This window comes from Bacillus sp. 1021, from assembly GCF_014534735.1.
GTDB classification, from domain to species: Bacteria; Bacillota; Bacilli; order Bacillales; family Bacillaceae; genus Bacillus; species Bacillus siamensis.
Map to the genome: position 1 here is coordinate 139723 of NZ_JACVSR010000001.1, position 19902 is coordinate 159624.

Sequence of the window (19902 nt, forward strand, 5' to 3'; positions counted from 1 at the left end):
CAGGGTTGAATACAATAAAAAGCCAGTGGAAAGACATTGTAACGAGCAAGAAACTGTTAATCCCCATCATTGCCATATTATTCGTTCCGCTGATTTACAGCGGAGTGTTTTTGAAGGCGTACTGGGACCCGTACGGCACGGTGGATCAGCTGCCGGTAGTCGTTGTCAACCAGGATAAAGGGGCGGACTACGAAGGGAAACATCTTCAGATCGGTGACGATCTTGTGAAAGAATTAAAGAAAAATGATAATTTTGATTGGCATTTTTCAAGCGATCTTGATCAATCGTTAAAGGACTTATTAAATGCTAAATATTATTTAGTGGTCGAGATTCCTGAAGGTTTTTCGAAAAACGCCAGCACGGTAATGGATAAAAATCCGAAAAAGCTGGATCTGAAATATCATACGAACGCCGGATCCAACTATGTCGGGGCGACAATCGGCGAAAAGGCAATCGATAAACTGAAAGCCTCCGTGTCGAAAGAAGTGACAGAGCAATACGCAAAAGTCATTTTTGACAACTTTAAAGATATTGCCAAAGGACTCGGCAAAGCCAGCAGCGGCGCCAAGAAAATAGACGATGGCACGAAAAACGCGAAAGACGGCAGCGCCAAGCTGAAGGAAAATTTAGCGAAGCTTACTGAAAGCACCGCAACCATCAGCGACAAAACACAGCAGCTTACCGACGGAGCGGCGAAAGTGACAAGCGGGATTCAAACGCTTAACAGCTCTATCGCAAAACTGCAGAGCGCAAGCGCCGACATTCAAGACAAATCGGGACAGATTGCTTCAGGAGGAGGCGAGGTGGCCAGCGGGCTTAAAACGAGCCTTGACGGGCATAAGCAGCTCCAGCAAAAGCTTCCGGATTTAACGAATGGATTAAGCGCATTAAACAGTAAGGCGCAGGAAGTATCGCAAAAAGCGGCGGCATTTGAAGATGCGATCAATTCAGTCAACCTCTCAGATATTGAAAAAGCGGTTGGGGAGCTTGAGCAGACTGAAAAGGAATTGCAGCAGTTTAAGAAAAAGCTTTCCGATCTGAAAAACAGCCTGGATGCCCGGGATGATGCGGTCAAAAAGGTGATTCAGGACAGTGATTTCTTAACGGGTGAGCAAAAAACGAAACTGGTTCAGCTTCTGAATGAGAAGCTTCCGAAGGCTGACCTTCCGGATTTAGACAATATCGTCAGCCAGCTTCCGTCCGGCGGAGATGTTCAGCTTCCGGATATGTCAGTTATAAAAAGCGCGCTGGAAGATGTAAAAGCGAAGGCTGATCAGCTGAAAGCACTGCCGCAGTCCACATCGAAACTGTATAACGGCGCGGCGGCGGTACAAGACGCGATTAACCAGCTGACAGCGGGAACTGACAAATTATACAGCGGAGCGCAGACCGTCTTTGAAAGCCAAAACAAACTGACGGCCGGTATCGGCGAATACAACAGCAAGTTCGGACAGCTCAAATCAGGATCAGAAGCGTTAGTGTCAGGGAGCGGCCAAGTGTCTGGCGGCTTAACGAAACTGCTGGACGCGCAAAACAAAATCCATGACGGCTCGTCCAAAATTGAGCAGGGTCAAGCGTCTCTCGGCACCGGTTTAAGCAAGCTTTTAGACGGCACCGGACAACTGTCCAGCCAGCTGAAAGACGCGGCTGATCAAACCGGGGACATTAAGACAGATGACAAAACGTACAGCATGTTTGCCGATCCGGTAAAAACGGACGATAACGCGATTCATTCCGTGCCTAACTACGGTACCGGACTGACGCCTTATATTCTCTCTATGGGCTTATATGTCGGCGGATTGATGCTGACGGTCGTATTCCCTCTGACTGAAGCTTCGGGCCGTCCGAGAAACGGGTTTGAATGGTTCCTCAGTAAATTCAGCGTCATTCTGCTCGTCGGACTGATTCAATCCGTTATTGTCGCAACGGTTCTGTTAAAAGGAATCGGACTTGATGTGGAAAGCACCTGGAGATTCTATCTCTTTACGATGATTACCAGCATCGCGTTCTTGTCCATGATTCAATTATTAGCGACCACGATGGGAAATCCGGGACGCTTTATCGCTGTCATCATTCTGGTGCTCCAGCTCGGGGCAAGCGGAGGAACCTTCCCGCTTGAACTCCTCCCGGGATTCTATCAAGTGATTCACGGGGCATTGCCGATGACGTACAGCATTAACGGATTCCGTGCCGTCATTTCAAATGGCGATTACGCCTACATGTGGCAGCAGGCATCGATTCTATTGGGCATTGCCGTTGTCATGATCGCGCTGACCATCGTGTACTTTACGGTGCAAAGCAAAAAAGAACACAAAGCGGAAGAAGAAATCACAGCATAAGAAAAAGAGGCCCTGGGCAGATGCTCGGGGCCTCTTTTTTCTGCTTTCGATCATCGTTCGATTAAAATCCCCATCTCACCAGCAATCCGGTATACGTCAATCCGCCGCCGAACCCGAATAATACCAGTGTCTGGCCTTCCGACAGTTTTTTCGCTTTCACGGCCTCATCCAAAGCGAGAATAATAGAAACCGATGAAGTGTTTCCGTAATATTCAACGCTTGTCAATGTCCGTTCAAGCGGGAAAGGAAGTTTTTCACAGATGGATTCGATCATCCGCATGTTGGCGCTGTGAGGAACGAACCAATCAAGATCGTCTTTTGAAAAGCCGGCTTTTTCTAAAAGGGCATTGCATTCCTCAGGCACGGTTCTGACCGCCCATTTATATACTTCGCGCCCGTTTTGCACCATGTTTCCTCCGCCCTTAAGCGGCTCGCCGTTTAATTCTGCGCTCAGCCCCGTGCGATACAGCACGTCCGCGCCGCTCCCGGCCGTTCCTTGCACGGCTGCCAAAAAGCCCGGCGCTGATTCGTCGCGTTCCACCAATAAGGCGCCTGCAGCGTCTCCGAAAAGGACGCAGGTCGTCCGGTCAGTATAATCCGTTACTTTTGATAATGTTTCACCGGCAATCACGATCACTTTTTGATGAGAACCGGCGGTGATTAATGCGTCTGCGAGCTGAAGGCCGTATGTGAGTCCGGCGCATGTGGCGTTAATATCAAGGGCGCCGGTGTGAGGCCAGCCGAAATGAGCCTGCACGCGTGCCGCAGTGCTTGGAAACGCATAGTCCGCCGTCGTTGTAGCGACAAGGATCATATCGACATCATCAAGGGTCCCGCTGTATCGTTCTGCAAGGTTTTTCACCGCTTCTATACATAAATCCGATGTGAATTCATGTTCGCCGGCAATACGTCTTTCCTTCATGCCGGTACGCTGGACGATCCATTCATCAGATGTATCGACGATGCGCTCCAAATCCGCATTTGTTAATCGGCGTGCCGGAGCATATGTACCGATTGCTGTAATTTTAGATTTTGACATGATGAATCACTCCTTTATAAGCAGATTATAACACCAGATATTAATACTTGGTACTAATTTTAATAAAAAAACCCAAGCAGCATCCGCTGGTTGGGGAGCATGAGACATCTATTTATAAAACGGGCTTGTGTGATATTACCAATGACGGCAGCAGTGGCGGCGATGATGGCGGCATGAATGATGATGCTTTCTTTCCTTTTTCTTCTTACAAGGTTCTTCTTCTTTTTTCTTCTTGCAGGGATCTTTGTCTTTTTTACAGCACCAGAAGGAGTCTGCATCAAACCAATCATCCTCAAACCAATCCTCAAACCAATCTTTATGAAACCTTTTCCGCTTATGCGATTTACGGCTGATCATACATTTCCCTCCTATCCCCATGCTCCCTTCATCTTATGAAAAAAGAGAAGGAAAAGATTGGACGGGTTGTGGATCAAAAGAGTATATTTTAAGAAGAATCAAATTGATAGGAGGAATGACCTGTGGCAGATATGAAACATACGATGGAACTGATTAAAAAACTGGTGTCGATTCCGAGTCCGACGGGCAATACATACGAGGTTATCGCCTATACAGAAAGTCTTTTAAAAGACTGGGGCGTCTCCTCTTACAGAAACCGCAAAGGCGGTCTTTTTGTCACGATTCCCGGCCGTGATGACAAGAAACACAGATTGCTGACGGCGCATGTCGATACGCTCGGCGCGATGGTAAAGGAAATAAAGGCGGACGGCCGGCTGAAGATTGACTTGATCGGCGGCTTCCGATACAACTCGATTGAAGGGGAATATTGCGAGATCCAAACTGCTTCCGGCAAAACCTATACAGGCACCATTTTAATGCATCAGACTTCAGTGCACGTCTACAAGGACGCCGGCAAGGCAGAGCGGAATCAGGAGAATATGGAAGTCCGCCTTGATGAGCCTGTCCGGACGAAGGAGGAGACCTCCAATCTCGGCATCAGGGTCGGCGATTTCATTTCATTTGATCCGCGCGTGCAGATGACACCGAGCGGTTTTATAAAATCCCGGCATCTTGATGATAAAGCGAGTGTGGCCCTGCTCCTGAACTTAATCCGCCGCATCACAGAAGAGAAAATCGAACTTCCGTATACGACGCACTTTCTGATTTCTAATAATGAAGAAATCGGCTACGGCGGCAATTCCAACATTCCGCCTGAAACCGTCGAATACTTGGCTGTTGATATGGGAGCGATCGGCGACGGCCAGTCTACGGATGAATATACCGTCTCTATTTGCGTGAAGGATGCAAGCGGCCCGTATCATTATCAGCTCAGAAAACATCTGGCCGGGCTTGCGGAGCGCTATGGCATTGATTATCAGCTTGATATTTATCCGTATTACGGTTCTGATGCTTCAGCAGCCATCCGTTCGGGCCATGACATCGTCCACGGGCTGATCGGCCCGGGAATTGACGCGTCACACGCCTTTGAACGCACGCACGAATTATCGCTTCTTAATACGGCGAAGCTTTTGTACCGGTACGTTCTATCGCCGATGGCATAAAAAAACCCTGCGCGGAAAAGTTCCGTGCAGGGTTTTCGTTTAACCTGAGATGGTTGTGTTTTGTTCTGTTTTGGCGAGGCTCATGACCTTCGCGCCTTTAGCGGGATCATACTGACCTTCCCATTTTGACATCACAACGGATGCCAGCGCGTTTCCGGTCAGATTGACGACCGTACGGGCCATGTCCATAATCCGGTCAACACCGGCGATGAATGCAAGGCCTTCTGCAGGAATGTTGAATGCGCCTAGTGTCGCAAGCAGGACGACGAAAGAAGTCCCGGGCACGGCAGCCATTCCTTTGGAAGTGACCATCAAGACAAGCACAAGGGTAATCTGCTGCCAAATGGACAAGTCAACGTGGTATACCTGAGCGAGGAATATTGCGGCGATAGATTGGTACAGCACAGATCCGTCTAAGTTAAAGGTATATCCGATCGGCACAACAAATGAAACAATACCTTTCGGACATCCGATTTTCTCCATTTTTTCCATAACACGAGGGAGTACAGTTTCGGAGCTTGACGTACTGAACGCCAATAAAATTTCATCCTTCATATAGGCGAGGAATTTGAAAATGTTAACCCCGGCAAGCTTTCCGACGATTCCGAATACAACAATGAGAAAGAAAGCCAAAGCTACATATACTAAACCGACCAGTTTACCGAGTGAAAGCAGGGAACTGAGCCCAAATTTGGAAACGGTAACACCAATCAATGCAAAAACACCAAACGGAGCAACTTTCATGACCAGGTTCACAACGTGGAACATCGCATGAGAAACACCTTCAAAGAAGGCCAATACGGGCTTTCCTTTTTCACCGATTGCCGAGATGCCGAGTGCAAACAGCACGGTAAAGCAGATGATGGCAAGCAGATCTCCTTCGGCCAATGATTGGAAGAAGTTTGTCGGTACAATATGCAGGAATGTGTCCGCGATGGATTTATTATTTTGTTCTTTTTCTGTTTCAACATATTGACTGATATCTGTTTTTTGAGCCTCATGTATATTAACGCCTGTTCCCGGATGAAAAAGATTTGCCAAAGCCAGTCCGAGAATGATGGCGAAAGTGGTAATGATCTCAAAATACAAAATCGTTTTGAAGCCTAATTTTCCGACCTGTTTTCCGCTTCCCGCGCCGGCAACGCCGATGATTAAGCTGGAGACGACGATTGGAATCACGATCATTTTGATTAAGCGTAAAAACAAATCGCCGATAGGCTGTAAATAAGTTGGAACAGCAGGATTGCCATACCAGATGACACCGACTACAACCCCTAGTATGAGTCCGACGAAAATTTGCGTCGCTAATCCAAAACGTAATTTTTTCATAGATTACCTCCCGAAGAAAAAAGTGCAATAAGTATCTAAAAAGATAGCTATTAGAACAAATTATAATAGAAAAGAAAACAATTCGTCTATAAAAAATTATAGATTGAAAATACTGAATTGTACAAAACATACAGATGATTGCTAATAATGGTGGATAACACCCTATTCAGAAAGTACGGCGCCGGCCGAAAAATAAAGGTGCCGCACACTTTTGACTGTGCGGCACCCTATTGTCACATATCCTTTATTTTCAAGCAATCGTCACAAACATTTCCATAGCATTCATGCTGTTCAGCTATTTCTTTGCCGCATTCCGCACACTTTTTACCGGGCAGATTTCTAAAAAATTCTGTTATTTTATCCAACATACCCATCCCTCTTTCGTTGTGTTGTCTCTACATTGTATTATAACAGTTAACGAAAATCAACGGCTGTTTTGGCACAATGTTTAAAACATGCAATTTATACGAAAAATAGGTATATTGGAGGAAAGGATCTTTTATCTTAAACATTCGGAGGATGCTATGAAAGTTACAGTTATTGGATGCTGCGGCGGGTTTCCGGCCGCAAATGAAGCAACTTCAGGCTATCTGTTTCAGTCCGGCGGTTATTCTTTGCTCGTCGATTGCGGAAGCGCCGTATTATCAAAGCTGTTTGCTTATGTACCGGCAGAAGAGCTTGATGCCGTGATTTTGTCTCATTATCATCATGACCACATTGCTGATATCGGGCCGCTTCAATTTGCCAAGCAGGTCGGGTCATTTCTTGGAAAAGGAACGGATGCGCTGCCGATTTACGGGCATGATGCTGATATAGAACAGTTTGAGCGTCTTACATACAAAACGCATACAAAGGGAATGGCCTATCAGCCGGACTGTCCGCTTTCTGCCGGGCCGTTCACGATTACCTTCCTGAAAACGGTGCATCCGGTCACTTGTTATGCGATGCGCATTACTGACGGTTCTGCTTCCGTTGTGTATACGGCTGATTCAAGCTATCAGGACTCGTTTATTCCGTTTGCGGAAAATGCCGATCTGCTGATCTGCGAGTGCAATTTTTACGCAGACCAGGACGGCACGTCAGCCGGCCATATGAACAGCTTGGAAGCCGGACGTATCGCGAAGGAGGCGGGAGCGGGGGAGCTGATTCTCACGCATCTGCCTCACTTCGGCGAGCACCGCAAACTGAAAGAAGAAGCGGAAACCGTGTTCGGGGGCGAAGTGAAAATCGCGGCCTCCGGATTGAAGTGGGAGAAATAGAGGAGGAGCACCATGTTATTTATTGACAACCAAAACATAACCGATCCGAGGATCAACCTCGCGATCGAAGAATATTGCGTGAAGCATCTCGACCCTGAACAGACGTACCTGCTTTTTTATGTCAATCAGCCGTCGATTATCATCGGGAAGAATCAAAATACAATAGAAGAAATCAACACGAAATACGTAGAAGATAACGGAATCATTGTCGTCCGCAGACTGTCAGGAGGCGGCGCGGTTTATCACGATCTCGGAAATTTGAATTTCAGTTTTATCACAAAGGATGACGGAGACAGCTTTCACAATTTTAAAAAATTCACCGAACCCGTCATTCAGGCGCTGCGCCAGCTCGGTGTGGAAGCTGAATTAAGCGGCCGCAACGACATTGTCGCAGATGGCAGAAAAATTTCCGGCAACGCTCAATTCTCGACGAAAGGGCGGATTTTCAGCCACGGAACATTAATGCTGGATTCGGCCATTGACCATGTTGTGTCAGCGCTGAAAGTGAAAAAAGACAAAATTGAATCAAAGGGCATTAAATCAATCAGAAGCCGTGTCGCCAACATCAGCGAGTTTCTTGATGACAAAATGACGGCCGATGAATTCAAAAAGCATCTGCTTCACCATATTTTTAATACAAATGATCTTTCCAAAGTGCCGGAATATAAGCTGACGGATGTAGACTGGAAAGCGATCCGGAAGATTTCTGAAGAGCGTTATCAAAACTGGGACTGGAATTTCGGCAGGTCGCCGGCATTCAATCTTCAGCATTCCAAACGTTATCCGGTCGGATCAATTGATCTGCGCCTTGAAGTGAAAAAAGGAATCATTCAAGACTGCAAAATTTTCGGTGATTTTTTCGGTGCGAAAGATGTGAGTGAAGTCGAACAGGCGCTGATCGGAAAACAGTATGACAGAACCGCGATCAGGGAGGCGCTGGCCGGAATTGAGCTGAAACAGTATTTCGGCAAAATAGAGCTGGAAGACTTTCTCGAACTGATTTATTAGAACACTTGCCGAACCGCATGATTTGAATCAGCGCCCGTTTTTATGAAATGATAGAACCATAATAGATAGGGAGGGATCATGATGAAAGTATTTCTCATCGGAGCAAACGGACAGATCGGACAGCGGCTGACCGGGCTGTTTCAAAAAGACGGCACCCATACGCTTCGGGCGATGGTCCGGAAAGAAGAGCAGAAAGAAGCGCTTCAAGCTGCGGGAACAGAAGCCGTTCTTGCCGATCTCGAAGGAAGTGCGGAAGACATCGCGAAAGCCGCCGAGGGTTGTGACGCGATGGTTTTTACCGCCGGATCAGGCGGAAGCACCGGATATGATAAGACGCTTTTGATTGATCTTGACGGAGCGGCAAAAGCGATAGAAGCGGCAAAGAAAGCCGGCATTAAGCGGTTTATTATGGTGAGCGCCCTTCAGGCTCATAACCGGGCCAACTGGAATGAATCGCTGAAGCCGTATTATGCCGCTAAACATTATGCGGACAAAATTCTTGAAGCGAGCGGTTTGACGTATACGATTATCCGTCCCGGCGGGTTATTAAATGATCCCGGCACGGGCAATATCAATGCCGCCGCCGATTTAGAAAGAGGCTCCATTTCAAGAGACGATGTCGCCAAGACCGTTATCGCATCCCTTAATGAACCGAATACGTTTGAAAAGGCGTTCGATCTGACGGCGGGCAGCACGCCCATCAGAGAAGCGCTGAAACAATTATAGTTTCCGGTTTTACAGCACTCGGGGCTTTTAGCCCTTGAGTGTTTTTCTATATTTTTCTATAATGAAGTGAACGTTTATTCCGGAGAAATGAATGACTATTCATTCATTACATTTTTAAAGGGGTGGGAAAATGAATCTGGTTTCCAAATTGGAAGAAACGGCATCACAGAAACCGGAAAAACCGGCTTGTCTGTTTCAAGATCAGTACATGACGTATGAGGAGCTGGCAGGTAAAATCGAAGCATTTGCAAACGGATTGGAAGACAGGGGACTGAAAAAAGGGGATCATCTCGCTTTGCTGCTCGGAAATACGCCTGATTTTGTCATTGCGTTTTTCGGCGCGTTAAAAGCGGGAGTTGTCGTCATACCTGTTAATCCGGCATACACACCTTCAGAGATCGCATATATGATGAAAAACGGCGATGTCAAAGCGATCGCCGGCATCGACCTTTTAATTCCCGTATTTGAAAGCCTGCACGGCTCACTGCCGCTAGTGGAGCATATCATCATCAGTCAGACCGCAGAGAACGCTCCATCGACAGAAGACCCTCAATTGCGCTTGAAAATGACAACGTTTACAAAAATGCTCCGTCCGGCGGAGCGCACCAGAACCTATCCGACATTGTCCCAAGATGATACTGCCGTCATTTTATATACCTCAGGGACGACGGGAAAACCGAAAGGCGCCATGCTCACCCATCAGAATCTTTTTTCCAACGCAAATGATGTCGCCGGATACTTAGGAATGAATGAGAAAGATAAAATTGTTGCCGCATTGCCGATGTTTCATGTTTTTTGTTTAACCGTTTGTATGAATGCGCCTCTGATGAGCGGAGCGTGTGTATTAATCGAGCCGCAATTCAGCCCGGCCTCTGTGTTTAAACTGATTAAACGCCGGCAGGCAACTATTTTTGCAGGCGTTCCGACGATGTATAACTACCTGTATCAATATGAGCACGGCAAGGCGGAGGATTTTGCGTCTATCAGGCTCTGCATTTCAGGCGGCGCTTCGATGCCGGTCGCTCTGCTGCAGACGTTTGAACAAACCTTTAATGTCACCATTTTGGAAGGATACGGACTTTCTGAAGCGTCGCCGGTTACTTGTTTCAATCCGTTTGACCGGGGGAGAAAGCCCGGCTCAATCGGGACGAATATTTTGCATGTCGAAAATAAAGTTGTTGATACGCTCGGTCGAGAACTGCCCGCCCATCAAGTGGGGGAATTGATCGTGAAAGGGCCGAATGTGATGAAAGGCTATTACAAGATGCCGGAGGAGACGGAACATGCGCTGAAGGACGGCTGGCTGTACACTGGTGATTTGGCGAAGCGCGATGAAGACGGTTATTTTTATATCGTCGACAGAAAAAAAGATATGATTCTCGTCGGCGGATACAACGTCTATCCGCGCGAAGTAGAAGAAGTGCTCTACAGCCATGAGGGCATTAAAGAAGCCGTGGTTATCGGCGTTCCTGACGCCAAAACGGGGGAAGCGGTGCATGCTTATATAGTGCCTGCGGATGGTGAGCTGACAGAGCAGGCCGTTGTTGATTACTGTGAACAGCATTTAGCAAAATATAAGCGCCCGGCGGAAGTGGTTTTTCTTGATGAGATTCCGAAGAATGCGACCGGGAAGCTGCTGAGACGGGCGGTTCGGGACATGCTTCCGAAATGACAGACGAAAAGCGAAGCCTGAGGGCTTCGCTTTTACATGAACTGATCCGGTCAGCTCTGCGATTCTTCCTTAATGATGCTTTGCACAAGCAACGTATCATGCCGGGTCAGTTTGTAATACGTGTTTTTATACTTGTACGTCATATAATTGCCGCTTTCGAGCCACATGCTGAATGAATCAAAACGGTCTTCATGGTATTTGACCGTTCCGTTGTAATCGGGAGACACGCTTTTGGTCAGTTTGACTTGTTTTCCTTGGTTCAAGATATCTAGCATATCTTTTACATTCTGCCTGTCTTTAATTTTAATTTCTTTTTTTCCGTGCTCAGACAGAATAATCAGATCTGCGTTGCTTGATGGAAACACATCGCCGGTCCGGCTGTATACATAGAAGAAAGCAACAACCAAAAGGGCGATTACTACAATAAATGCGATTATTTTTTTCATATTCATCACTCCGTCTTTTAGTCTTTCCCGCTTCCTGTTGTTCCATTCTTTTCTGTTGTGAAAAGATTAACATCCGTTTCGGAGGCTTGGTTCTATTTATTTGCATTTATGCTTACAATAGGAGTAAGTCATAAGGGTAAGGAGGGTGACTTCCATGCGCAAATGGATTGCGGCAGCGGGACTTGCCTATGTGCTGTACGGCCTTTTTTTCTATTGGTATTTCTTTATGACAGGAGACTCCTCGGTCCCGGAGGCCGTAAAGGGAACGAAAGCCGATCCGGCCTCGTTTATGGACCCGGGCCGCCTGGCAGCCGCTGAAAACTATTCAAATGTAAAGGATTTTCTGTTTTTTATCGGGGCGCCGTTAGATTGGTTTTTATTTTTTCTGCTGCTCATTACTGGGCTTGCCAAAAAAATAAAGCAATGGCTGGAAGCAGCGGTGCGCTTTCGGGTGCTGCAAATCGTAAGCTTCGTATTTGTCATGTCACTCATCGTTACGGCGGCTTCGCTTCCGCTTGAGTGGATCGGATATCGGGTTTCGCTTGCGTATCATATTTCGACCCAGACCGCAACAAGCTGGATCAGAGACCATGTCATTGATTTCTGGATCAGTTTTCCGCTGTTTGCCGCGTGTGTGCTTGTGTTTTACTGGCTGATCACAAAGCATACAAAAAAATGGTGGTTTTACGCTTGGTGTCTGACCGTGCCGTTTACCCTGTTTTTGTTTTTCCTGCAGCCGGTCGTCATTGATCCTTTATACAATGATTTTTATCCGCTGAAAGACAAGGAGCTGGAAAGCAAAATTTTGTCGCTTGCCGACAAGGCCGATATTCCCGCCAGCCATGTTTATGAAGTGAATATGTCGGAGAAAACGAACGCGCTGAATGCGTATGTGACGGGCATCGGTTCGAATAAGCGCATCGTTTTGTGGGATACGACTCTTAACAAACTGAAGGATCCGGAAATTTTGTTCATTATGGGGCATGAGATGGGGCACTATGTGATGAAGCACGTGTACATCGGACTTGCCGGGTATCTGCTGCTGTCATTAGCCGGGTTCTATATCATTGACAAGCTTTACAGGCGGCTGGCGAAATCCTTCAGCCGGATGCTTCATATAGAGGGGCCTAAAGATCTGGCCGCTCTCCCGCTGTTATTGCTGCTCATATCCGTGCTCAGTTTTGCTTCTGATCCGATTACGAATGCCGTCTCCCGGTATCAGGAAAACGCTGCCGACCGTTACGGCATCGAGCTGACCGGAAACCGGGAAGCGGCGATTGAGACGTTTCAGGACTTGGCCGATACGGGACTGAGCCGGGTCAATCCGCCGTTTCTCGTCAAGGTTTTCAAAGGGAGCCATCCGTCGATTATGGAGCGGATTGAACATGCGGAGGAAGAAAAATAATAAAAAACCGGCGGGGCCAAGGCCGACGCCGGTTTTTTATGTTTTACTGAGCTGCCGCCTGTACGTTGATCAGCCCTTTTCCGTAGTAGAAAGCATCACCAAGTTTTGTAGTGGTGTTTTCTAAACTGCTGCGGACTTGAGTGGTTGTCCAGTTCGGGTGCTTAGAAAGAATTAAAGCAGCCGCTCCGGCAACGTGCGGAGATGCCATTGACGTACCGTTGTATGCTCCGTATTTGTTTCCGGGAAGCGTGCTTTGGATCGATACGCCAGGTGCCATAACATCAAGCTCAGGTCCTACGCTTGAGAAAGATGCTCTTTGATTGCTGCTGTCAACAGCGCCGACTGCAATGACAGAAGGGTATTTACCAGGATAGCCCACTGTGCTTGAGCCGCCGGAAGTGCCTTCGTTACCGGCTGCCGCAACCACTACGACGCCGGAAGCAACGGCTTTGTCAACTGCAGCTTTTAACGCTGAAGAACCAGAAGGTCCGCCGAGACTCATATTAATAACGTCCATTTTGTTTGCGATCGCCCACTCAATTCCGTTAATGATCCAGCTGTACTGGCCGGAACCGTCAGCGCCGAGAACTTTTACCGCGTAAAGGGATGCGCTTGGCGCAACGCCTAATACACCGATTGAGTTATTAAGAGCCGCAACTGTGCCGGCAACGTGAGTACCGTGAGAGTTTCTGTCTTGGAAAGGATTTGTTTCAGAAGGAACCATGCTGGCTCCGCCTGCCACCTTTAAATCAGGATGAGAAGAATCAATACCGCTGTCGATAACCGCTACTTTAACATTTGATCCGGTGAAGCCTTGAGAGTGCAGAGCAGGGGCTTTGATTTGAGATACGCCGTAAGGCACGGATTGCGCGTACGCTTTTGCCACGTGATCTTCTTCAACGTAAGCGACGCTAGGGTCTTTTTTCAGCTCTTTTACAGCTTTTTCATTTAATGTAGCTGAAGCTGCGTCTACATATTTGAATTGCTTCTGTACTTTTCCGCCTTTTTCAGAAATGACATCTTTCTTCTTAGCGGCGCTCATCGTGCTCATTGTCTGTTTGAACCCGACAATATATTTCTTTTCCCCGTTTGATTTTCCTGCCGCCTGGGCAGAAGACGTGCTGCCGAACGCCATCGTAAAGATTAACGCTAAAGCAAACAGCAAACTGATCCATACCTTTTTGCCTCTCACTCTTTATCCTCTCCTTTTTTTCATTTGCAGAATAACCAATAGACAGACTATTCTGTGGATTAATTGTATAGTATGGAATAATATTTTAGTAGACCCAATTTTTTTCATCCCGTTTTATTTCTATTTAGGTATATCAACTCTCTTTCATTTAGTAGGAACCCGAAATATTTAAATTTTAATGGAAAAAACCGATGGAAGGACATGAGTAAATGTACACAAGCGCAATGACTCGCTTGTTTACTGGGTCGATTGTTTTGCTCCCATTTTTGGATGCTGTACCAAAAACAGGATAAATGTCACTTTTTGTTGAATGCAGAAGACTGAAGGAGGTGAAAGCGGAATGAGAAAAAGCCCCAACATGAATCAGTCTTTGACTTCCTTGGTGGAGAATAGCCATGAAACCATTTTATAAAAATAATGATTATGAATATCATTAATGCTTATTTTGTTCATGATATAATTGCGGAAAAACGAAAGAGGGGAACAGATGAAACGATTCAGTATGCTGATGCCGATCTTGGCCGTCCTCGTCATATCGGCATGTTCAGGGCCGGAACATGAGACTGCCATCAGACATGATCTGGGGACCTCACATGTGCCAGCGCATCCGCAGCGCGTCGCCGTGCTGAATCCGGGTTTTAATGATACCCTCCATGATCTCGGCATAAAGCCTGTGGCTGCGGCCGATAACCGGTCACATCCCGACCTGAATAAGATCGCTTCGCTGAAACCCGATCTCATCATTGCAGACTCAAGCCTGCACAGAGGGATATACCATAAGCTGACGGAGATCGCTTCGACAATCGCTTTAAAAAATGAAGATGCGGATTATCAGGATGCGGTTGACGCCGCCCTTACCATTGAAAAGGCGGCCGGTAAAGAGGGCATCATAGAGAAAAAGTTGTCGGCTCAGGAAGAAAAGCTGAATGACATCAAAAGAAAACTGGATGCAGAAGGCGCCTCGATTTTAATAATGAACGCTGTAAACGGCAGCTTTTCTGTTAAGGACGATCAGTTTTTTACGTCCCGGCTTTTAACGCTCGCAGGGTTTACCTATGCGGTCCAGACAGCTTCCGGCGGAAAATCTGAGCCTATCAAAATGACGCCCGGGAAGCTTTTGCATATCGATCCTGATTACATCGTGCTGTTGGGCGGAGAGAAAGAGTTCGAAAAGAATCCGATCTGGAAACAGCTTAAAGCCGTGAAAAACGGACATGTTTACCGCGCGGACAGGGCGGTTTGGACGGAACGCCGGAGTATTGACGGTGCGGACGCCATATTACATGATCTGCAGGAAAAAATGCCCGCTAAAAAGGCCCGGCACTGAATGCGGGCCTTTTTGCTATGATTCTGAAAGGTGGCTGCTTACATTGTAATCCTTGACGCGCCACTTATTTTCAATTCGTTCGATATTGCTCAGACAAGCATTGACAAGCTTTGCGTTTTGGATGTCGGTGTCACCGTCAGAAATGGCGGACAAGAGGGCGTGAATGGCTGCGCCGTGAGCGACGATCAGTACTTTTTGATCAGGGAAGCGCTCCTGAACTTTCACTAAACCGGCCAGCATTCTGTCTGTCAGCTCCTCTGCAGTCTCCATGTTCGGATAGTTTTTATCCGGATAGCGCTTCGACCGTTCCGGTAAAGACATTCCTTCCGCATCCCCATAGCTCCGTTCTCTGAAATCTTCCATGACGACGATAGGAAGATTCAGAAATCCATTAATGATGTCAGCTGTTTTTCTGGCCCGTTTCATCGGGCTTGAGACGATGACATCCCATTTGAAACCTTTTAAGTATTTTCCTGTTTCTTTCGCCTGACGCTCTCCCGTCGCATTTAACGGAATATCCGATTTGCCTTGAAGCTTCTTTTGGGCGTTCCAATCAGTCTCTCCATGTCTTACTAAACAAACGGCAGTCATAAAGTCTCCACTCCGATCATTTTTTATCGATACCATCTATTATACTGCCGTTACGTTAACACTTCAAAGAGAAGCGCCAGTCCGACTCCGCCTCCGCTGCCGATCGCTGCTGCTGCAAAGCGGGCATCCGGCCGCCTTTTTGCTTCATAAAAAAGCCGGGTGACAAGCGCCGCTCCGGAAGCCCCGTACGGATGTCCGACGGCCAGAGCGCCGCCCCGGACATTTATTTTAGAATACGGCACTTGAAGCTGCTGTGAAAAGACGCATATTTTGACGGCAAACGCCTCGTTTATTTCGTATATATCAATGTCATCGGGTGACAGGTCCTGCTCCTTCAGCAGTTTTTTGACGGCGTACACCGGAGCTGCTGACGGATAATGCGGATGGACGCCGCTTACCGCGCTTCCGATAAAACGCAATCTCGGCTTTAAACCGAGAGACCGCGCTTTTTGTTCTTCCATCACACAGACTGCCGCCGCCCCGTCAGAAATTCCGCAGCTGTTGGCGGCGGTGACAGAGCCTCCGGGCTGAAAGACGGGTTTGGCGCGGGCGATGAGAGGCTCCATGTTCCGCTTTTTTTGCATGTTTTCGTCAGCGGCGAATCCGCGAATGGGGAGGATCTCCCGGCGGTACAGGCCGTCTTCGTGCGCTTTGACGCTCCGTTCATAGCTGAGAAGGGCATATTCGTCCTGCATCTTTCTCGTTACCCCGTAAGCCTGTGCCGTATACTCGGCTGCTATGCCCATATCAGGATCGCCGATATGTTCTGGAGAAAAACGCGCGCGCGATGAGAAAGGGGAGCGGCTGCTGCTCTCCGCTCCTCCCGCGATATACGTACTCCCTGCGCCGGCTTTTACAAAATGACACGCGATTCTCACGGCATCAAGCCCGGAGCCGCACTGTCTGTCGATGGTCGTCCCGGACACGCTCAAAGGAAGTCCGGCTGCCAAGGCTGACAGCCGGGCGAGGTTTCCGCCGCGGCCCGTCGCATTTCCGATCAGGACTTCATCAATGTCTTCGGGTGTGTTCCGGCTCAAATGGCGGATCAGCGGAGCGGCTAAATCCTCAGGAAGACAGTCCTTTAACAGGCCGTTTTCCCGGGCGAAAATCGTCCGTTTCGCATCCGTAATTACCGCTTCCATTCCATCATGTCCTTTGCCTGTTTTCGTATGGCGGCACGGGCGATCTTTCCGCCGGCTGTTTCCGGTATTTCTGAAAACAGCCATTTTTTCGGGATTTTATATGCTGCCAGCTGTTCGCGGCACCGTTTCTTCAGTTCCTTTACATCCGCATGTCCGTCGATTACTGCAACGGCGATGCTGCCCCAATAGGCATCAGGCACACCGGTTACGGCCGCTTTTCTGACGCCCGGACAGCCGTTGAGCACACGTTCAATCTCTTCAGGAAACACGTTCAGGCCGCCGGATACGATCATCCCGTTTTCACGTCCTTCGATATATAGATAGCCGTCACGGTCGACATACCCCATGTCGTCAACCGTCATCCATCCGGAATCATCAGGCTTTGCGCCGCCGATGTATCCCGAAAATTTCATCGGGCTGTTCACAAAAATCTTCCCCGTTTCGCCCGGCATGCAGCGTTCTCCTCCGGGACGGCGGATTTCGATTTTAACATGATCAAACGGCCGGCCCGCCGCATTTGGCTTTTCTGCGCCGTCTTCAGGCGATAAGAAAGCCACGAAACTCAGCTCGGACGTTCCGTAAAAATCATATAACCGCAAATGAGGATAGCGGTCTGACAGCGCTTGTTTAGACGAAGCCGGCCAGTCTGCGCCGGAAGAAATCACCTTGAGCGGTTTATCCGGAAACGCTTCTGCCGAGAGCAGGGCGTCGGTCATTGTCGGTACGGTATACAGAACATCAGCTTGTCTCAGCCAGTCTTTCATTCCGGCCGGGTTGAATTTTCTTTGAAGGATGACGGTTCCGCCGATAAACAAAGTGCTGACGGCGCCGTACAAAAAGTGTGAGGAGCGCAGCGTACCCGGTACCAGCACTTTGTCATCAGGGGAAATGCCGAATTCACGTTTCGTACAAGAAAAGCTCTCCAGCCACGAACGGTGAGAGCGGGTGAAGGCTTTCGGCTTTCCGGTCGAACCCGAGGTGAACCCGGTATAAAAGGGCAGGCCGGCGTTTTTGATAAAGGCGCCATCTGTTTTCTCCGCCTCGATACAAGATCTGCATTCATCCCACAGAATGACGGGTGTTTTGACGCCGTTCAATCTGCCGCTCAGCCGGCGGTCACAGATGACGAGGTCGGTTTTGCTGATGTGCAGCTGATCCGCGAATTCCGCTGCTGTCGAGCGGGGATCTAACGGAACCGCAGTGCAGCCGGCATGCGCCGCGCCTGCGAATAGTTGTAAAAAAGGGATTTCATTCGGCAGTAATATTGCAATGTTTTTCGGCTTACCTGAAAGGCTGCCAAGCCAGTTTGCGGTCTGGTTTACAAGTTTATTCCAAGTTTGATAGTTGATCTGATCTGTTTCTGTCTCAATGGCGATTTGTTCCGGCGCTTGTCCGGCTGTTTCTGAATATGATGATGTAATCATGATGCGTAAAATCAGCTTCCTTTCGTCGGCAAAAGCCGGCTTGCTTGAAGAGTTTTTCTGATTCTTACGGCTGCGAATGAGGCTGCGGCCGCTTTAAGCAGATCTCCGGGCACATAGATGAGGCTGAGCTTTACGGCAGTCAAGATATCAATGTGCATCATAAAAGCTTGAACGGGAATGCCGATGACATACAAAAACAGCACGCCGAACAAAAACTGTCTGATAAACAAATGGGGTGCGCTGGCTGTGCGAAGGTTTCGGATGCTGAGGCTAAGCAGGAATGCCGCAAGCGGATATGCGATGAGATACCCGGCGCTCGGCCCGAAAAAAACCCCGAACCCGCCTCTTCCGCCCGAAAGGAGAGGCGCTCCGCATGCCACAATCAGCAAAAACAGCAATTGGCTTAAAAACGCGGCTTTCGGTTTTAAGATGCTTCCTGATAAAAGCACACCGATCGTCTGGAGTGTAATCGGAACCGGCGTAAAGGATAAGAAAAGCGGGGGGAGCAGCCCTAAAAGTCCCATAATGGCGGTAAACACGGCAATATGCATCATTTCTGTCAATTTCATTATGTATTCCTCCAGCTTATCAAAATATGTTTATACAATAAATCGAGTCTTTATATATGTCAACATCATTATATTTTTAGTTTACATTAAAAAGACCGGCCCTTTATAAAAAAGGCCGGCCGGTTTGTCTTTATTCTTCTGTGAGGATAACAAGTGAATCAACGGATGATGCAACGTGGGAAACGGCGCGGCTGACTTCTTGAAGGCCGCCGAGAAAAGCCTGTAAATCAACGTCGATTTTGCCTGTCTGATCTTTGCTCGTTTTCATGCTTTGGACGATGTCATCAAACAGACGGTTGATCTGCGTCATTTTTTCTTTCGTTTCACCTACAAGTCCGTTTACATCTTTAATATGTTTGGACACGATGTTGATTTGTGTATTGGTATTGTTCACAAGCTCTGATACGGTGGAAACGGTTTTTTTCGTATCCTCTGAAAGCTTTCTTACTTCCGTTGCGACAACGGCGAAGCCTTTGCCGTGCTCCCCGGCTCTCGCAGATTCTATTGAAGCGTTTAATGACAGGAGATTCGTTTGCTCGGCGATCCCCGTCACGATGCCGAAGATTTTTTCGATTTGCTGGGCAATGTCATTCAGCTTATCCATTTCTTCTTCAATATGCAGAAGGCTGGCGTCGATTTTATTCAATTGCTTCTGCTGGCTTTCAAGTTCTTTTTTTCCGCCGATTGACTTTTCTTCTACATGTACGGAAGTGACGGTGCCGGCTTTTGACGCCTCGGAAATGTCCTCTGATTTATCGACCAGCTCCTGCACGGCTCTGCTCGTTTCTGAAAACAGATCAGCGAGTGATCCGGATGTTTCCTGAATTTTTTGATGAAGACGGGCTTTCTTTTCCTCTTGCTCGTCCCGCTGGCAGTTATATTCGGTCTGGAACGCTTCAAGGACGAGCTGCTGT

The 19902-nt window shown here is 47.9% G+C and carries 19 protein-coding genes; 8 read left to right on the forward strand and 11 right to left on the reverse strand.

The genetic code is table 11. The annotated features are described in order from the left end of the window. Nucleotides 1-5 precede the first annotated feature (5 nt). Nucleotides 6-2339, forward strand: coding sequence for a YhgE/Pip domain-containing protein (locus ICW23_RS00760; protein WP_016938330.1), 2334 nt, complete (start codon nt 6-8; stop codon nt 2337-2339). Nucleotides 2340-2400: 61 nt separating this feature from the next. Here ICW23_RS00760 and fabHB read toward each other — a convergent pair whose 3' ends face one another. Continuing rightward, on the reverse strand, nt 2401-3378 hold the full coding sequence (gene fabHB / locus ICW23_RS00765; protein WP_045925275.1) for a beta-ketoacyl-ACP synthase III FabHB: 978 nt from the start codon (nt 3376-3378) through the stop codon (nt 2401-2403). A 59-nt stretch (nt 3379-3437) separates the two neighbouring features. Beyond that, nucleotides 3438-3668 carry a hypothetical protein gene (locus ICW23_RS00770; protein WP_155816750.1) on the reverse strand — a complete coding sequence of 77 codons (231 nt, stop codon included), beginning with the start codon at nt 3666-3668 and terminating at the stop codon, nt 3438-3440. Between the two features lie 198 nt (nt 3669-3866). On the opposite strand from ICW23_RS00770, the gene ICW23_RS00775 reads away from it, so the two are divergent. After that, entirely contained in the window at nt 3867-4898 is a 1032-nt protein-coding gene (locus ICW23_RS00775) for a M42 family metallopeptidase (protein ID WP_032864854.1), read from the forward strand. Between the two features lie 39 nt (nt 4899-4937). On the opposite strand, the gene ICW23_RS00780 is transcribed toward ICW23_RS00775, so the two are convergent. Together ICW23_RS00780 and yhfH are read right to left on the reverse strand one after the other, a co-directional pair. After that, nucleotides 4938-6227 (reverse strand): glutamate/proton symporter GltT, encoded by a 1290-nt coding sequence (locus ICW23_RS00780; protein ID WP_016938326.1) that lies wholly within the window; start codon nt 6225-6227, stop codon nt 4938-4940. Between the two features lie 233 nt (nt 6228-6460). Next, nucleotides 6461-6595, reverse strand: a complete 135-nt coding sequence (yhfH, locus tag ICW23_RS00785; RefSeq protein WP_016938325.1) for a protein YhfH — start codon at nt 6593-6595, stop codon at nt 6461-6463. A 156-nt stretch (nt 6596-6751) separates the two neighbouring features. On the opposite strand from yhfH, the gene ICW23_RS00790 reads away from it, so the two are divergent. The 4 genes from ICW23_RS00790 to ICW23_RS00805 all read left to right on the forward strand — a co-directional run bounded on the left by ICW23_RS00790 (nt 6752) and on the right by ICW23_RS00805 (nt 10892). Next, nucleotides 6752-7486: an MBL fold metallo-hydrolase gene (locus ICW23_RS00790; protein WP_016938324.1), complete on the forward strand. Its 735-nt coding sequence runs from the start codon at nt 6752-6754 to the stop codon at nt 7484-7486. Between the two features lie 12 nt (nt 7487-7498). Continuing rightward, nucleotides 7499-8494, forward strand: coding sequence for a lipoate--protein ligase (lplA, locus tag ICW23_RS00795; protein WP_064778239.1), 996 nt, complete (start codon nt 7499-7501; stop codon nt 8492-8494). 81 nt (nt 8495-8575) lie between these two features. Then, nucleotides 8576-9220, forward strand: a complete 645-nt coding sequence (locus ICW23_RS00800) for an SDR family oxidoreductase (protein WP_188153870.1) — start codon at nt 8576-8578, stop codon at nt 9218-9220. Nucleotides 9221-9350: 130 nt separating this feature from the next. Further along, nucleotides 9351-10892 carry a fatty acid--CoA ligase family protein gene (locus ICW23_RS00805; protein ID WP_016938321.1) on the forward strand — a complete coding sequence of 514 codons (1542 nt, stop codon included), beginning with the start codon at nt 9351-9353 and terminating at the stop codon, nt 10890-10892. A 50-nt stretch (nt 10893-10942) separates the two neighbouring features. Here the strand turns inward: ICW23_RS00805 and ICW23_RS00810 are convergent, their stop codons facing one another. After that, a complete protein-coding gene (locus ICW23_RS00810; protein WP_016938320.1) occupies nt 10943-11338 on the reverse strand; it encodes a YhfM domain-containing protein in 396 nt (131 codons plus the stop codon). Nucleotides 11339-11492: 154 nt separating this feature from the next. Between ICW23_RS00810 and ICW23_RS00815 the strand changes: the two genes are divergently transcribed. Then, nucleotides 11493-12743, forward strand: a complete 1251-nt coding sequence (locus tag ICW23_RS00815; protein ID WP_188153871.1) for a M48 family metallopeptidase — start codon at nt 11493-11495, stop codon at nt 12741-12743. 43 nt (nt 12744-12786) lie between these two features. Here the strand turns inward: ICW23_RS00815 and ICW23_RS00820 are convergent, their stop codons facing one another. Further along, on the reverse strand, nt 12787-13935 hold the full coding sequence (locus tag ICW23_RS00820) for a S8 family peptidase (RefSeq protein ID WP_016938318.1): 1149 nt from the start codon (nt 13933-13935) through the stop codon (nt 12787-12789). Between the two features lie 487 nt (nt 13936-14422). On the opposite strand from ICW23_RS00820, the gene ICW23_RS00825 reads away from it, so the two are divergent. Further along, complete coding sequence (locus tag ICW23_RS00825) at nt 14423-15262, forward strand: ABC transporter substrate-binding protein (protein WP_188153872.1); 840 nt, start codon at nt 14423-14425, stop codon at nt 15260-15262. A gap of 15 nt (nt 15263-15277) precedes the next feature. On the opposite strand, the gene ICW23_RS00830 is transcribed toward ICW23_RS00825, so the two are convergent. From ICW23_RS00830 to ICW23_RS19195, 5 genes are all read right to left on the reverse strand, one after another. Then, nucleotides 15278-15853, reverse strand: coding sequence for a histidine phosphatase family protein (locus ICW23_RS00830; protein ID WP_188153873.1), 576 nt, complete (start codon nt 15851-15853; stop codon nt 15278-15280). A 50-nt stretch (nt 15854-15903) separates the two neighbouring features. Continuing rightward, a complete protein-coding gene (locus ICW23_RS00835; protein WP_188153874.1) occupies nt 15904-16995 on the reverse strand; it encodes an acetyl-CoA C-acyltransferase in 1092 nt (363 codons plus the stop codon). Beyond that, nucleotides 16983-18419 (reverse strand): acyl-CoA synthetase, encoded by a 1437-nt coding sequence (locus ICW23_RS00840; protein WP_188153875.1) that lies wholly within the window; start codon nt 18417-18419, stop codon nt 16983-16985. The genes ICW23_RS00835 and ICW23_RS00840 overlap by 13 nt, the downstream gene beginning before the upstream one ends. An 11-nt stretch (nt 18420-18430) precedes the next feature. Continuing rightward, complete coding sequence (locus tag ICW23_RS00845) at nt 18431-18988, reverse strand: biotin transporter BioY (RefSeq protein ID WP_188153876.1); 558 nt, start codon at nt 18986-18988, stop codon at nt 18431-18433. Nucleotides 18989-19118: 130 nt separating this feature from the next. After that, complete coding sequence (locus ICW23_RS19195; protein ID WP_395941030.1) at nt 19119-19760, reverse strand: methyl-accepting chemotaxis protein; 642 nt, start codon at nt 19758-19760, stop codon at nt 19119-19121. Nucleotides 19761-19902 lie beyond the last annotated feature (142 nt).